Below are 15,283 nucleotides of genomic sequence, written 5' to 3'. Positions count from 1 at the left end.
GAGCGGGTGTGCTAAACTGAGTGCTTTCACGATGCAGCTTCTCAGCGTTCAAAACCTCAAAATTCACTTCCCTGTGAGGGGGGGCTGGCCGGGCCATGGGAAAGACGTGATCAAGGCTGTGGACAATGTGAGCTTTGAGGTGGCGGAAGGCAGCACGGTGGGGCTGGTGGGGGAGAGCGGCAGCGGGAAATCCACGGTGGCGCGCGCCCTGCTCAAGCTGATGCCGGTGACCTCCGGGAGTGTGAACTACCGGGGCTTTGACATTCTGCCGATGCCGGAGAGTGAATTTCGCCCGCTGCGGAGGGAGATGCAGATGGTGTTTCAGGATCCGATCGGCTCGCTGAATCCGCGGATGACGGTGGAGGCGATCCTGGGCGAGCCGCTGCAGATTCACTTCAAGGAGAAGTCCAGGGAGGAGCGGCGGGAGGTGTCCGCGGAACTGCTGAAGAAGGTGGGGCTGCCAGAGAACGCGCTGCAGCGCTACCCGCATGAATTCAGCGGCGGGCAGAGGCAGCGAATCGGCATTGCGCGGGCGCTGGCGGTGAAGCCGCGCTTTCTGATCTGCGACGAGCCGGTGAGCGCGCTGGACGTGAGCGTGCAGGCGCAGATTTTAAACCTGCTGAAGGACATCCAGGCGGAGCTGGACCTGACGCTGCTGTTCATCGCGCATGATCTGGCGGTGGTGCGGCACATGAGCGACCACATCGTGGTGATGCACCATGGGAAGATCGTGGAACAGGGGGATGCGGAGGAGATCTGCGAGAACCCGCGCCATGACTACACGCAGAAGCTGCTGGACGCGGTGCCGGTGCTGTGAATGACGAAACCCGAATGACGAATGATGAATGAAATTCCAATGAGCGAAGTGAGGATGAAGGGCCGGTGTGAATGGTCCGGACGTCCGGCATTTTGAACTCGTCATCCGGCATCGGCCACAGGTCCTTTTTTCAAAACTTTCTTTTCGGAACCCATGACACCGCTCTTTAAAAAATTTCTCGGCATGAACTGGTTTATCGTGCTGAACATTGTGGCGATTGCCGTCATCGGCGTGTACGCGATCTACAATGCCTCGGCGCTTTCCGATCAGGCTGACCTCGCCATCAAGTGGCGTGACCAGATCCGCTGGCTTTTGCTGGGGCTGCCCTTCTTCTTCGCGGCATCACTGATTGACTACAAGTGGATCCGCTGGGCGTGTTTTCCCATGTACCTGGCGGGCATCGGGGGGCTGGTGTCGCTGTTCTTTTTCGGCATCCTGATCAACGGGAACCGTGCGTGGATCCGCATCGGGAGCCAGACGGTCCAGCCGTCCCAGTTTGCCATCATGTCGGGCATCCTGATTCTGGCGGTGATCTTTGGCGAACTGCCGCGTCTGATGCCGGTGTTTCGCCGACCGTGGCTGCGCATTGTCGCCGCAGCGATGATCGCGGGAGTGCCCGCGGTGATGGTGATCAAGGAGGACCTTGGCTCGGGCCTGGTCTGGGGGCCGGTGTTTCTCTCCATGATGCTGGTGGGCAGCATCCCGCTGCGCTACATGATCACGCTGGTGCTTGGCGTGGTGAGCGTGGTGCCCCTGGTGTATGTGTTTGCGCTGAAGCCCTACCAGCAGGCGCGCATCAACACCACGCTGTACATGCTGACCAACCAGATGGACAAGGTGAACCTGCAGGATGAAGGCTGGGTGCCGAGGCATCTGCAGATTGCCGTGGCCACGGGCGGGCTGGAGGGCAAGGGGCCGCTTTCGAAGAAGGTGCCGGACCAGGCCTCCGTCCACAACACCTTCTTCCCCACGAATGAGGCCATCAATGACTTCATCTTCGGCGTGATCTCCGAGGAGTTTGGCTTCCGCGGTTCGCTCCTGGTTCTCGGACTCATGGCGCTGCTGCTGGTCCAATGTGTGTTTGTGGCTTTCTTCGCGCGGGATCAGCTCGGGCGGCTGATTGTCATCGGGGTGGTGGCGATGTTTTTTGTGCATACGTTCCAGAACGCGGGGATGAGCCTGGTGATGCTGCCGGTCATCGGTCTGCCGATGCCTTTCATCAGCTACGGGGGGACGTTTGTGGTGGTGACGCTGTTCCTGATGGGCATGGTGCAGAGCGTGTGGGTGCACCGGAACATCTCCGCAGTGAAGAAGAAGCGGTCTGTGAACGGGCCGCGTGAAGAGGATGAGGAGTAGGATGAGGCGGGGGGGCATGCGGCATGGTGAGTAGTCGTCTGGTGCTGAGAGTCCGGCCGCTTTGAGCCCCCTGGGGCGGGCGGAAACTTTCCATTTTTTCCCACGCAAGAAACCGGGCGTGGCGGTGTAGTTTCAGGACCCCCTTTTTGTTTTCTGCATGCTGCGCTGCGTTTTTGTTTTTTCTCTTTTGATGGCTTCATTCCCGACTCGGTCTGCCGCGGCGGACGCGGGGGCGCTGTGGGCGGGGAAGGTGAGGCAGATTCTGGATGTGAACTGTGTGAAGTGCCACGGGGTGCTGGAGCAGAAGGGCGGGCTGGAGCTGGACACGCCGGAGATGGTGCTCAAAGGCGGTGAAAACGGGGCGGTGGTGGTGGCGGGGAAGCCGGAGGAGAGCGCGCTATACACGAGCCTGGAGAAGGGGGCGGACCCGCACATGCCGCCGAAGAAGTTTCTCTCGGATGCGGAGCGTGCGGCGGTGAAGGAGTGGATCTCCGTGCTGAGCGCCGCTTCGGCGGGGAAGGGTGCAGTGGCTGCGGAGAAGGCGCCGGTGAAGGTGGCGCGGCAGTTTGCTTCGGGAGAGGAGGCGATCAACACGCTGCTGGCGGAGGGCTGGGAGCGCGCGGGGGTGAAGCCGGCCGAGCCGCTGGGAGATGCGGCGTGGTGCCGGCGGGTGTATCTGGATCTGGCGGGACGGATTCCCACGGCGGCGGAGCTGGCGGCGTTTCTGGCGGCACCGCAGCGGGAGGCGCTGATCGACAAACTGCTGGCTGCGCCGGAGTATGCGGTGCGGATGCGGGAGCTGTGGGACACGTTTCTGATGGGCCGCCTGATTCGCGGGAATCCGGACGGGCGGCGCAAGGGCTCGGGCTGGTGGGTTTTCCTGGAGAAGGCCTTCAAGGAGAGCCGCCCGTGGAACGAGGTGGTCTATGATATTCTTTGCGCGCGGCCGGACAAGACGCCAGACCGGCGCGGGGCCTCGTGGTTTTTGTTTGAGCGGAAGAATGATTTTCAGAAGATCGCCGAGGCGGTGGCGCCGGTGGTGTATGGGACGAAGATCGACTGCGCGCAGTGCCATGACCATCCGCTGGCGCGGGAGATCAAGCAGGCGCACTACTGGGGGCTGGTGGCGGCCTTCAACCGCGGCAAGAACGTGGACGGCAGCACGGCGGTGGCGGAGTCTGCGGTGGGGGGCTTCATGAACTTCACGAACCTGAAGAAGGAATCGCAGCCGGCGGTGGTGACGCTGCTGACGGGGCGGACGCTGCCGGAGGTGTGGCCGGGCGGTGGTGGAGATGCGCAGGAGAAGGACATGCCGGAGCTGTATGAAGATCCGAAGGCGGCGGTGCGGGTGCCGAAGTACTCGCGGCGCGAGGCGTTTGCGGAGGCGGCCACGGAGGAGAATCCGCTGCTGGCGCGCGCGTTTGTGAACCGCATGTGGGCGGCGCTGACGGGACGGGGGATTGTGAATCCGCCGGATGAGATCAATGAGCGCAACACGCCGAGCCATCCGGAGCTGCTGGAGTGGCTGGCGCAGGATTTTGCGGCGCACAAGTATGACACGCGGCGCGTGGTGCGGGAGATCGTGCGCAGCCGGGTATATGCGCTGGGCGCGCCGCCCGCCAGCGCGGCGTCCACACCGGAGCTGTTTACCGGCATGCTGGAGCGGCCGCTGAGCGCGGAGCAGCTGGCGAGGTCGTGGCGCATCGCGCTGGAGCTGCCGCCGGATGAGGAGGAGTTTCGCCGGCAGGTGATCACGGCGATGCCGGAGGTGCTGCCCAAGGAGTACAATGCGACGTTTCAGCAGGCGCAGTTTCTTTCGGGATCTCCGACGATGAACGCGCTGCTGCAGGCGGCGCAGCCGGGGCTGATCGCGCGGCTGGCGGCGCTACCAGAGGCTACCAGCCGGGTGCGTGAGGCGTTCCAGGCGGTGTATGGAAGAACGCCGGGGGCGGATGAGATGGCGCAGGCGGAGGCGTTTGTGAAAGCGGGGGCGGGGAGGACTGCGGAGACGATGAGGGATCTGCTGTGGGCGCTGATGACGAGCGCGGAGTTTCTGGCGATGCCGTGAGGGAGGTGGAGGAAGAGCCGCAGATAGCGAGGAGTTGAGCCTGCCTCTGTTTTGAATCATTCTCCGCCCGCTTTCGCGTTACGACTGGCATGCGGCTTTGCTTCTTCGGGCGATGGCGTTTTTTTGGTGGAGGACGAGTCTTCCATATGACTGAAATAAAAGATGATGCTGGAGCGCTCATCGCCCGGTAAAACAAAGGAGGTCATCCTAAACACCTCTTCTCCCAAAGGTTTTAATGAGTAGAGTCTCCCTTTGATATTTGTTTCCCTTGGCATCCACTGAATGTTATCACTCACTCTTATAAGCTGAATGGCTGTCGTCATGTCCTGAGTCGGCAGGCGGAATTTTCGTTCTGGTTCGAGCATTGCCTCGACCTGCAGAATCGAATCAGTGGGCCCATCGACCTTTAAGACGACAAACTCTTCCCTTACATCATGAACCGCCGCATGGTATGTGACCAAACCCTTCGAGGCGGGCGGCAGCTTGATCCGGTAATCTTCAGCCAGCTCCTTCACAAACCTGTCTGGAGTTGCTTCTGTCCAACGCATGGAGTTTGAGCAACAGCAACGGATGGAAATTGCGGCAGCAACGGCGAGCGATAAAATGGCTGCGTGTTTGCTGGTAAAACGAAATGATTTCATGGCGCAACCTCAACATGACCTTGTCACTGCTTCTTCTCCGTGATGATCCGCAGCTCGGTGAGCACGTTCTGGCCGAGGACAAAAAGGGCCGTGTGCCTGCTGGTGCCGTTTTCGATGGCGGCGAGGTCAGCTTCAATGCAGCGCACGCCGTCGAAGGTGAGCAGGTAAAAGTGCACCTGGCCAGGAGCGGGGTAGGGGAATTCGGTGACGGGTTTTGCGGTTTCAAAAAACTCACCGGCCGCGCGGGTGAACTTCACCGCCGCCGTGCGCACGTTCTCATGGCCGATGCCGCCGAGAATGCCGAAGGCGCGCGTGGTGTACAAGCTGGCCGAGCCGTCGGAAGCGGCGAAGATGGTGGCTGTGGAATCACTGACCGGCCAGTCCAGGAGGACACCATATACATGGGGGAAATCCTTCGCGGGTTTCCCACCCATCTCGGCCGGGGGCATGGTCAGCATCATCTGCCGCAAACCACGGCCCGCTTCTTCAGCCTTGGATTTGGCAGCCGGGGGTTCAGCCGAGGTGCGCGAGCCGAAGAGGAAGGAAAACAAGCCCATGAGAAGTATGAGAAGGAGGCGGTGCATGGAATGCGGTGAACGGGCGAAACTTTAACGGGGTGGGTGCGGCGGATGCAAACAAACAAATCACGAGACCTGCGGCATCAGCGCTTCTCTTTCCGTGCGGCCAGCCTGCGCTTAAGGGCCAGAATCATCCTGTCTCGTTCGCTTGCCGGAAGGGCGAAAAACGCGGGATCACTCATGGGCGGACTTTCGCCGCCCACGCGGTGGATCAACTCCTGAAAAGCCATGTCGCAGACTCGGTCTCCATGGCCGCCTCCGTCTCTTTTATCGTTCAGCATCTGCGCCAGCAGCGCTTCGATTTCGGTATCGTTCCCGGGTTCGTGCCGGCTCAGCGCGCGCATAAAAATGAGTCTCACAGGAGCGCTGGGGTTGTACCTCAACTGCTCCATGAGCAACCGTCGTGGAAATGGATTCGCACAGCCGATCAAACTGCAGATGGCTGCTGAATCGCGCGGATCACCGCCGCCCGAGAGGTCAACAAAAGGGGTGGGATTGGAGATTGGAGTGACAAAGCCAAGGATGATGCTGTGGATGGAATCTCCTGCTGGTCGCCACTGCATTGGATCCGTCTCATCGACGCGGATGCCGCGCAACGCCTGAGTGTGTTCCGCGCACCAGTTTGCGCTGATCCTTTCTGCCAGAAGGCGGAGCAGCAGCCCGGCATCATGTCTTTCAAACAATTCACCCGCCACTCTGCCGGACAGGTCGTCCCTGGAGGCCGGAAGTTTGTTGGATTCCAAGGCCCGGTGGAGCGCACGTCTGGCGCTTTTGTTTTCATCCATCCAGGAGGTTGTTTTTGAGCGTTCAAACGCAGCGAGCTGTGCCTCCCGCTCCGGGCGCGATCTGAGGAGAAGGCCTTCTGCACCAAGCAGCTCATCGAAGTCCATCTTGTCCTCACGGATCACCCGGCGTGCATCTTTGAGGACGAGATCCGACCAGATGGGCAGGTTCGCAGCGGACAGAGCCGAATTGATCTTCGGCAGCGCCGGTCTGCCGATGGCGGCCAAAACCCGCGCCACGGGAGAGAAACTGTGCGCCGCAAAAAGCTCAGTCCCTGCGTGGGGGGCTTCGCGCACCTCTGCCAGGGCGATCAATTCATCGATCACCGCGAGAGCCAGGCTAGGTTTTGCGGACAGATCATCGATCTTTTTCAAATCGGCTGCGCTCAAATCCGACGTGGTGGTTTCATACTGACGCCGTCTGGCCTTCAGCCATTCGGAAGTCTCCCGAATTTCAGCCGGGGCAGGATGGCTGGCGCGCGCCTCGGCAGCCGGGGACCATCCCAGGGGTGCGTGCAGGATGAGGAGGCCTGCCGAGAGCATGACAAAGAGTTTCATGGTGGAGAAGCTTCGGAGCGGCCCTGTGAGGAAGAAACGAGCAGGCGGCAGGAGTATGAAGGAGAAAGAGAGACGGGCAATACGGCAGGCCAAAATTCCTGCTAAAAACCGCCGCAAATGCGTGTAACCTCTGAGCGCCCCAAGGGGCCTTTTTTTCCCTGATGAATCTTCGCGATCCCCACCCACGATGCCCGACGCATGAGCATGGTCTGCACCGGCGTTTGTTTTTGAAAGGTCTCACCGGCGGGGCGCTGGCGAGTGTGGGGAGTTTTACGGGGTTGTTTCACAATCCGGTGTTTGCGGAGGAGACGAAGAGGGCGCAGAAGCACTGCATCCTGCTGTGGCTGTGCGGGGCGCCGAGCCAGTTTGAGACGTGGTACCCGAAGCCGGGGAGTCCGGGGAACGGGCCGTTTGGCAGTATGCCGACGAAGATTCCGGGGATTCACTTTTCGGGGCTGATGCCGAAGTGCGCGAGCATCGCGGACAAGCTGAACGTGGTGCGGAGCATGAAGACGACGCAGCCGGAGCACCTGCAGGCGATCAACCTGCTGCAGCGCGGGGCACCGGAGCGGGCGGGGTTTGTGCGGCCGACGCTGGGGAGCAGCCTGGCGCAGGCGATGGGGCAGATGGATGCGAAGCTGCCGAACTTTATTTTTCTGGATCCGATTCCGGGCGGGAATGAGTTTGAGGGATTCAAGGCGGGGAACTGGGCGGGCTGGCTGGGCGCGGAGCATGCGCCGGTGCGGCTGGGCGGGGACTACACGCAGTTTCTGAACACGGAGGGGGCGAGCATCCCGCAGCATGACCGGGAGTCGCGCGAGACGCTGCGGAAGTTTCTGACGGCGAAGTATGAGCGGGACCGGGGCAGCGCGGTGGCGCGGAGCCAGAATGCGGCGTTTGAACGGATGAAGGGGCTGACGGCGAGCGCGGACTTGTTTGATGTCAATAAACTGCCGGCGAAGGACCGGGAGCGCTACGGGCCGGGGAGTTTCGCGCAGCATGCGCTGATGTCGCGCCATCTGGTGGAGCAGGGCGCGCCGTTTGTGATGGTGGCGAACGGGATGAACTGGGACAACCATGTGTTCAACCATGAGATCCACCAGATGCTGGTGCCGGAGCTGGACCGGGTGCTTTACAACCTGATCACGGACCTGGAGGAGCGCGGGCTGCTGGACTCCACGCTGGTGATCGCGATGGGGGAATTTGGCCGCAGTCCGTGGATGAATGCGGCGCGCGGTCGCGAGCACTACCCGAATGCGTGGAGCCTGATGATGACGGGCTGCGGCCTGAAGCGCGGCGTGGTGACGGGGGCGACGGATGTGGACGGCGTGGATGTGATCGAGAAGCCGTACAGCGAGCAGAATCTGTTTGCGACGATCTTCACGGCGCTGGGGATTGATCCGTATGCGGAGTATGATCTGCCGGGGATGCCGACGTTTCACCGGGTGGAGAACAGGACGGAGCCGATCCGCGACATCCTGGCGTGAGGCGGAATGACGAAACCAGAATGTTTGACTGACTTGATGCCATGAAGCTGACACGCACGAAGCAATATGAACTGCCCTTTGGGGTGATGGGGCTGGCGGCGACGCCGGATGGGTCGCAGGTGTATGCGGCCTGCATGGATGGCAGCGTGCATGCGGTGGAGATGGCGACGGGGAAGACGGAGGTGTTTGAGAAGAAGCACGACGCGTATGGCAGCGGCTGCGTGCTGCTGCCGGATGGGAGGACGCTCATTTCCGCGGGGTATGACGGGGTGCTGCTGTGGCATGATGTGGCGACGCGGAAGTGTGTGCGCGAGGTGAAGGCGCATGCGTTCTGGAGCTGGCAGATGGCGCTGTCTCCGGATGGGAAACGCGTGGCGAGTGTGACGGGGCAGTACCTGCCGGGCGGGTGGAAGTATGAGCCTGCGGCGGAGACGGAGCCGAGCGTGAAAGTCTATGACACGGCCACGGGCGCGCTGGTAGCGAGCTATGGCCACACGCCGCCGGTGCTGAGCTGCGCCTTCAGCCCGGACAGCCGGCATCTGGCGGCGGCGAACATGATGGGCGAGGTGCGGGTGTGGGACACGCAGGCGGCGCAGGGTGCGGAGAGCGGCAAGCCGGTGGCGCAGTGGACTTCGCCGGATTTTACTTCCTGGGGCACGACGAAGTCGCACCATTTTTCGGGAGGCATTTACAGCCTGGCTTTTTCACCGGATGGCAACGTGCTGGTGGGTTGCGGCATGGGGCCGATGGGCGACCCGATGGCGGGCAATGGGAAGATGACGTGGCAGCGCTGGGACTGGCGCGCGGGGAAGAAGCTGGACCAGATCAAGGACGGGCAGCATGGCTCCGGGCTGATGGAGACGCTGGCGTGGCACCCGGAGGGGAAGCATTTTCTGATGGGCGGGCGGCAGGCGCAGGGGACGTGGAATGTGGCGGTCTTCAGCGCGGCGGACGGGAGCCTTGTCACGTCGCTGGATTCGAAGTCGCGTCTGACGCGGGCGCGCTTTACGGCGGATGGGAAGGGGCTGGTGGCGTCTGTGATCGTGGGCCCGGGGAAGGTGAAGGCTGGGCAGCCGTGGGCGGCGATGGGGCGGGTGCAGATGTATAGTGTTGAAGTTTGAGGTTCTCTGTTCTCTGTTCTCTGTTCTCTGTTTTGGAGCAATGCGCATTGCAGGGCGTGCGGAAGGGGCTGCGATGCGGCGTGGCGGAGGTTTGTGTCACCGCTACGCGGTTCCACGGCATTTGAGCGAGAAGGGATGATGCGATTCCGTGGGTTGTCACCCACGGCTACGGTTATGCCAGCCCTACGGGCTTTCGGAGAACTGGGGGATGATCTCGCGTCAACGGTATGCGCTTACGCCGGACCGGAGAGGGTTCGAAATATTGCTCACTCCGGCAACTCGCCGGTGTCGTCGGCTTCTTCGTCGTCGATGCCTTCATCGCCGGCGGTTTGGTCTTCGCGGCCGTGGGGGATGGTGGCGGCGTCGGGTTCATCGATTCCGACGGTGCCGTTGTGGGTGGGAGGTCGGGCGTCGTGAGGCAGACCAGCGAGGCTCCTCATTAGCGTCGAAGGTAACGTTTTCATGGGCTCAGGGTAGGAGCGGGCCGGGCCGGTGCAACCCCGGCGGCCCCTGCTTTGGAGGTCAGGGGATGCCTGAGGGGGCTTTCATGGAGGGGATGAGGAGCTGGGTCATGAAAGTTAAAAGTCGCGCGGGTCTGGTGTTTTTAGGTGACTATTTTGGGCGGAAGCTGCGAAGTATATCTCATGAAAGTTTTCCTTTGTCTTCTTCTGGCGGGGCATGCGGCGGCGGGCTTTGCGGCGACGCCGAACTACGCGGTGGTGGAGGCGCTGCTGCAGGAGAAGGGGGGCGGGAAAAAGCAGGAGGACTCCAGGGGCTTTGAGAAGGCGGCGCATTCGGCCGCGCAGTGGGATGTGATTTTGCTGAAGGCGATCCTGCCGCCCGCGGACATCATGACGCGGCCGCAGGTAAGCGCGGCGCGCTGCGGGGTGGATGCGGTGGAGCGGGACTACAGCGATGACTGCGGCTTTAAAACCCGGCAGACGCGGGACTACTGGGTGCTGATGTCGCGCTGGCCGTTGTTTAATCGAGGCACGCCGTGCGCCTTTGCGACGGACCTGATGAAGAACCAGAGGCTGGAGGGCGTGAAGTGGGCCTATGAGACGGTCTGGAAGGGGCGCCGGGTGTATCAGTGCACGCTTTTGCCGGCGCCGGTGCGGGATGGGGTGATCGCGGACAGCGTGAGGCGGCAGAGGGGCCTGTGGGCGCGGTCCATGACGGTGTTCGAAGGGCGCGACGGCATCGTGGTGTATGTGGAAAAACGAACGGCGAATCATCCCATCCAGCCGGACACGGGGGTGGAGGGGCAGCGGGAGTGGTTCCGGGATCTGGAAAGCAGCCGGGATCAAACCGGGCGGCGTGTGCAGGCGCGGTGGTGGGAGTTCTGGCGCTGGCCGTTGTTTGGCAGATGATGAAACGCGGCGGAGGGGAGAGCGGGCGCGAGGGTGGAAGACTGGGGGGTGAGTTTTGGGCAGGCCGAAACGGGCGCAGGGTGCGAAAGTACAGCGGGTGAAGAACTCGTTTCGTCCTCCGGTGTTCCACTCTTACACATTATGAAAACCATCGTCGCCCTGGTCGATCTGTCCGATCTTACCTTCAAAGTACTCAAGCACGCCCACGCGCTTGCCAGCGCCTTTAACAGCGAGGTGATCATTGTGCATGTGCTGGGCAAGGCGCCGGTGGTGGTGGACCTGGGGATCGCCTCTCCTGTGCTGTCGGAAGACCCGCCGGAGACGGTGGCGGAGGAGCAGGTGGAGCAGCTTCTGGAAATACGAGATTCGCTGATCAAATTCGGCGTGCGCGCGAGCGTGGTGCAGCTCGCGGACCCGAAGGTGGCGTCGGTGCTGGCGGAAACGAAGCGGCTGAATGCGGACCTGATCATCCTGGGCTCGCACCATCACAGCACGATCTACCACATGCTGGTCGGCAGCGTGGCGAATGATGTTTTGAAGCGGGCGCACTGCCCGGTGCTGGTGGTGCCGAGCGACGAAGACGCGGCGGCCTGAGGCGGGCGGCGGAAGGCGCAGAGCACCTGAACTCGAGGCGGCTCGGTTGTGGATCGGGGAGTCACTTGGGGGAGCTTATTTGGGAGCCGCTTGCACGAAGAAAGCTTCCAGATTCCGGCTTCCTCCTTCGCTCTTCGAGCTACGGAGGACGAGAAAGCTGGTACTGCAATACTTGCGCTGGGTGGTTTTGGATTTGGGGTGATGCGGGGCTTCCAGAACGGGCTGAAGCCCGAACTACGAACGGGGAGGCGGAACGGGCTGAAGCCCGAACTACGAACGGGGAGGCGGAACGGGCTGCTGTGCAGCCGCGAAGCGAACCCCGAACTACTTACGCAGACGAGCTGCCGGAGGAGAGCTGACGATCGGGCAAAAGAGGATGCTGTTTTTGGCAAAGGAATTTTTTGGCAAGGGAATGGCCGCAGATTTGAACTTGGGCGGAGGTTTGTCTGCGCTCAATGAGTGTGGCCGTGGGAGAGGTGTTGCCAGCCGGACCAGGCCATGAAGGCGGCGAGGGCGACGAGGAGGACGCAGGAGATATAGGGGGCGCGGCGCATCCATTCGCCGAAGCCGGTGAAGCGTTTGACCGCGCGCTGCACGCTCCAGGCAGCGGCTGCGCCGACGGTGACCATGGTGAGGGCGAGGCCGAAGCTGAAGGCGCCGACGATGGCGAAGCCGAGGGCGACTTTTTTCAACTGCAGGCAGACGAGGAGGATGGTGAAGGCGGCGGGGCAGGGCATGAGGCCGCCGGTGATGCCAAACATGACGATCTGCGGGGTGGTGACGCTGCGGTTGCCAAAACGACGGGCGATGTCCTCCGCATGGGCGCGCTCGTGGGCGTCCTGATACACGTCTCCCTCCGGCCGGATCTCTTCGGCGATGGGGGCGTGGTGTTGCTGGCCGCCAGCCTGCGATGGCGCGGTGAATTTGAGGCGGTAGGTGTGCGCGTGGTCCGCGTGGCCGAGGGTGAGCGTGGCGGTGAACTCGTGCGGCTCGGGCAGGGTGGCGGTGGCTTCCCAGCAGGCGGAGGCGGGTTCGAATTTGAAGAGCTGAGTGCTGCCGTCCAGGCGCGCGGTTTCCAGGGTGAGGCGGTTTCCAGCGGGGAGCGGCACTGGCAGGCCGGCGGCGGTGCAGGGATAAATGCGGAAGCGCGGCGGCGAACCTTCGGCAACGATGGCGATCTCCAGCCAGCCGTGGCCGGTGTCCAGCAGCATGCCGCCATGCGGCCCCTGGGTGCGGCGTGCGGCCAGGGCCTCAGGGCGGAGGCTGGGGGGCTTGAACCCTGCGGGCAGGGCGATCTCGTGCTCGAACGCGTGGGGGGCGTCGGGTGTGTGTGAATGCGGCCGCGCGTGAGCGTGAGCGTGCGCGAGGCCATGGGCGTGGGCCTCCGCCACCTCGCGGCGAGTGCGGAGGAACATCCACACTGCCAGCGCCAGGATCATCACGGCGGAGCCGAGCTGGAGCCAGGGCTCCACGGTTTCGGCATTCCAGTGGCCGCCGTAGTGCAGCGCCACAGCGGCGAGCACCCAGATGAGGAGTGAATGTGAAATGGCGGCGGAGAGGCCCAGGAGCACCGCCTGCCAGATGGTGCCGCGGATGGCGATGATGAAGGCTGCCATCATGGTCTTCGAGTGGCCCGGCTCCAGCCCGTGCAGCGCGCCGAGGAGAATGGCCACCGGCACGTAGAGCCAGGCATGGCCGTTGCTGAGGTAGTCGGTGAACTGGTTCATGGGGGGAAGGCGCGAGGAGAGAAGCGGGCGGGCGACCGCTCTTCACAGTATTTGCTTCCGGGCGTTATGAAAGCTGAGAGAGGGCCATGAGCGATTCATCGCCGCGAAAGGTGCGGGCCGCTGGTGTCTCAACGAACGGGGGTGTAGGTGATGACGCTTTAAAAGCGGACACGCACGCCCATGCCCCAGCCGTAGTCGGAGTGCCACTGGCCGAGGAGGGAGGTGCTGCGGCTGAGCATGTAGGAAAGGCTCACGCGGCCCTCCCAGCGGTCGTGGGTGTCGTACTCCACCTGGGAGCCGAGCATCAGGCGCGGGGTGAGCATGAGGCTGTGGGCGAGCTTGAAACGGCCGCCGCCATCTGTGTCCGCCCAGGCGGTGAGCCAGAGATTCAGCGGAAGGCGATACATGAGGCCGAAGACGCCGCGGTTGTAGTCGAGGTCGTTGTGAAAAGAACTGCCGGTCAGCGTGCCCTGGGTGTCGAGACCCGCGAGCAGGCGGAAGAAGCGGTTGTAGTAGCGCTGATAAAGAGCGGTGGTCTCCCACTGGGTGCCTGGCACCTGCGCCCAGCCGGCCTCCCACTCCAGATTGAAGATGTTGCGGGTGTTGGAGTATTGGAGGTAGCCCTGCGTCATGTTGGTGAGGCCATCCGCCACGCCCCAGAAGAACCACGGGTCGTGGTAAAGCTTGTGTCGCAGGGGCGCGGTGTCCGGCGCGGGGTAGAAGCCGTTGTAGTGCACCACACGCGCCATGCCGCTTTCCAGGTGGTAGAGCAGATGGCAGTGGAAGAACCAGTCTCCGTTACTCAATGTCCTTTATTGAGGCTTGCTCAACAGGCTGACGCGAATGGTGAGGCTGCTCCGGCTGGAGCCGGGGCGTGATGTGTGGCGGAGGCACAAGCTCTCCCGCGGCGAAACAGCCGGGAGACGCTTCTGGAAGACGGGGCGCGTGAAGCAGATGATGGGTTCGCTTCCCGGACTGGCTGCCAGAACCCAGGGGAGCACTCGCTAACGCTCGGCACCCCTGGGCTGTATTGCGGAAGGCCGTTGGCCTTCAAGGCAAAGCAGTCAGTCTATTATGCAATCCTCAATAGGGTGTCCTAGACATGACCTGCATAGAGTCTGTGAATGTCAGCGCTTGAACGTCGGCCACGCGTGGTTATGAAAACGGGCATGGAACTCATCAACAACACTCCCCATGTCCCGGCGGCGGTCGGTCCTTATTCGCAGGCGGTGAAGCAGGGAGGGCTGCTGTTTTGCTCGGGGCAGATCCCGATTGATCCGGCGGCGGGGAAGATCGTGGCGACGGATGTGGAGGGGCAGACGAAGCAGGTGCTGGCGAACATCCGCGCGCTGCTGGAGGCGCAGGGGCTGGGGATGAGCGCGGTGGTGAAGGCAACGGTGTTTTTGCAAAGCATGGCGGATTTCCCGAAGGTGAACCCGCTGTATGAGGCGGCGTTTGAGGGGCACAAGCCGGCGCGCTCGACGGTGGCGGTGGCGGGGCTGCCGCTGGGGGCGCTGGTGGAGATCGAGGTGATCGCGGAGCTTTGAGGAGAGCTGTGGGCCGGCATATTGAGGCTTGCTCGCTCCATCAACTCTACGGATTGGGGTTGCCTGTGCGGTCAGGAGCAGGGGAGGCTGCGTGGCGGAGACAGCGGTCCTCCGCGGCGAAATGGCCGGGAGACGCTTCTGGAAGGCTGGGTGAGCGGAGAAGACGATGGGTTCGCTTCCCGGATTTGGCTGGCACAACCCAGGGGAGCACTCGCTAAAGCTCGGCACCCCTGGGCTACATGACGGAAGGCCGTTGGCCTTCAAGGCAAAGCCAGTGCGGGCAATGCGCAGCCCGCCGCCGGTGATGCGTGCATGACGGAAGGCCGTTGGCCTTCAAGGCAAAGCCGGTGCGGTCTATGCGCAGCCCGCCGCCGGTGATGCGTGCATGACGGAAGGCCGTTATAGCAAATCGCAAAACTCATTTCCGGAATAGTCAGGACTGGGGCGGCGGAGTTCGATGTCGATCGGTATTCCGATACCGATTCGGTGCCGACGCGGTATCGGAATGCCGCGCTACAACACGCCGCTCAGCATTAGCACGCACATTCCGGAAATGAGTTTTGGAAAACGCTATAGCGTTCAAGACAAAGCCGGTGCGGTCTATGCGCAGCCTGCCGCCGGTGATGCGTGCATGACG

Annotated in this window: 14 protein-coding genes; 8 read left to right on the top strand and 6 right to left on the bottom strand. The window is 62.6% G+C overall.

The features are described 5' to 3' along the window. Positions 1–31: 31 nt before the first annotated feature. From ACILSQ_RS28200 to ACILSQ_RS28190, 3 genes are all read left to right on the top strand, one after another. Entirely contained in the window at positions 32–817 is a 786-nt protein-coding gene (locus ACILSQ_RS28200) for an ABC transporter ATP-binding protein (protein WP_395747038.1), read from the top strand. A 153-nt stretch (positions 818–970) separates the two neighbouring features. Continuing rightward, entirely contained in the window at positions 971–2,173 is a 1,203-nt protein-coding gene (locus ACILSQ_RS28195) for an FtsW/RodA/SpoVE family cell cycle protein (RefSeq protein ID WP_395747037.1), read from the top strand. Between the two features lie 190 nt (positions 2,174–2,363). Beyond that, complete coding sequence (locus ACILSQ_RS28190) at positions 2,364–4,241, top strand: DUF1549 domain-containing protein (RefSeq protein ID WP_395747036.1); 1,878 nt, start codon at positions 2,364–2,366, stop codon at positions 4,239–4,241. Between the two features lie 56 nt (positions 4,242–4,297). On the opposite strand, the gene ACILSQ_RS28185 is transcribed toward ACILSQ_RS28190, so the two are convergent. The 3 genes from ACILSQ_RS28185 to ACILSQ_RS28175 all read right to left on the bottom strand — a co-directional run bounded on the left by ACILSQ_RS28185 (position 4,298) and on the right by ACILSQ_RS28175 (position 6,917). Next, complete coding sequence (locus tag ACILSQ_RS28185; protein WP_395747035.1) at positions 4,298–4,882, bottom strand: hypothetical protein; 585 nt, start codon at positions 4,880–4,882, stop codon at positions 4,298–4,300. Between the two features lie 23 nt (positions 4,883–4,905). Beyond that, complete coding sequence (locus tag ACILSQ_RS28180) at positions 4,906–5,466, bottom strand: hypothetical protein (RefSeq protein ID WP_395747034.1); 561 nt, start codon at positions 5,464–5,466, stop codon at positions 4,906–4,908. A gap of 77 nt (positions 5,467–5,543) precedes the next feature. Next, a complete protein-coding gene (locus ACILSQ_RS28175) occupies positions 5,544–6,917 on the bottom strand; it encodes a hypothetical protein (protein ID WP_395747033.1) in 1,374 nt (457 codons plus the stop codon). A gap of 44 nt (positions 6,918–6,961) precedes the next feature. Here ACILSQ_RS28175 and ACILSQ_RS28170 point away from each other — a divergent pair, with 44 nt between their 5' ends. Further along, on the top strand, positions 6,962–8,287 hold the full coding sequence (locus ACILSQ_RS28170; protein WP_395747032.1) for a DUF1501 domain-containing protein: 1,326 nt from the start codon (positions 6,962–6,964) through the stop codon (positions 8,285–8,287). A gap of 41 nt (positions 8,288–8,328) precedes the next feature. After that, the gene (locus ACILSQ_RS28165) at positions 8,329–9,408 is read left to right on the top strand and encodes a WD40 repeat domain-containing protein (RefSeq protein ID WP_395747031.1); all 1,080 of its coding nucleotides are present in this window, start codon (positions 8,329–8,331) and stop codon (positions 9,406–9,408) included. Positions 9,409–9,674: 266 nt separating this feature from the next. Here ACILSQ_RS28165 and ACILSQ_RS28160 read toward each other — a convergent pair whose 3' ends face one another. Further along, positions 9,675–9,872, bottom strand: a complete 198-nt coding sequence (locus ACILSQ_RS28160; RefSeq protein ID WP_395747030.1) for a hypothetical protein — start codon at positions 9,870–9,872, stop codon at positions 9,675–9,677. Positions 9,873–10,052: 180 nt separating this feature from the next. On the opposite strand from ACILSQ_RS28160, the gene ACILSQ_RS28155 reads away from it, so the two are divergent. Further along, a complete protein-coding gene (locus ACILSQ_RS28155; protein WP_395747029.1) occupies positions 10,053–10,778 on the top strand; it encodes a hypothetical protein in 726 nt (241 codons plus the stop codon). Positions 10,779–10,919: 141 nt separating this feature from the next. Beyond that, complete coding sequence (locus ACILSQ_RS28150) at positions 10,920–11,372, top strand: universal stress protein (RefSeq protein WP_395747028.1); 453 nt, start codon at positions 10,920–10,922, stop codon at positions 11,370–11,372. A gap of 452 nt (positions 11,373–11,824) precedes the next feature. Here the strand turns inward: ACILSQ_RS28150 and ACILSQ_RS28145 are convergent, their stop codons facing one another. Together ACILSQ_RS28145 and ACILSQ_RS28140 are read right to left on the bottom strand one after the other, a co-directional pair. Then, positions 11,825–13,099 (bottom strand): sulfite exporter TauE/SafE family protein, encoded by a 1,275-nt coding sequence (locus tag ACILSQ_RS28145; protein WP_395747027.1) that lies wholly within the window; start codon positions 13,097–13,099, stop codon positions 11,825–11,827. A gap of 158 nt (positions 13,100–13,257) precedes the next feature. Beyond that, positions 13,258–13,905, bottom strand: a complete 648-nt coding sequence (locus ACILSQ_RS28140) for a multicopper oxidase domain-containing protein (protein ID WP_395747026.1) — start codon at positions 13,903–13,905, stop codon at positions 13,258–13,260. Between the two features lie 363 nt (positions 13,906–14,268). On the opposite strand from ACILSQ_RS28140, the gene ACILSQ_RS28135 reads away from it, so the two are divergent. Then, positions 14,269–14,646 (top strand): RidA family protein, encoded by a 378-nt coding sequence (locus ACILSQ_RS28135; protein ID WP_395747025.1) that lies wholly within the window; start codon positions 14,269–14,271, stop codon positions 14,644–14,646. Positions 14,647–15,283 lie beyond the last annotated feature (637 nt).

This window comes from Prosthecobacter sp. (genome assembly GCF_044227185.1).
Taxonomy (GTDB): Bacteria; Verrucomicrobiota; Verrucomicrobiia; order Verrucomicrobiales; family Verrucomicrobiaceae; genus Prosthecobacter.
Note: the sequence above shows the minus strand (reverse complement) of the source record. Positions and strands in the feature narration are given on the sequence as shown.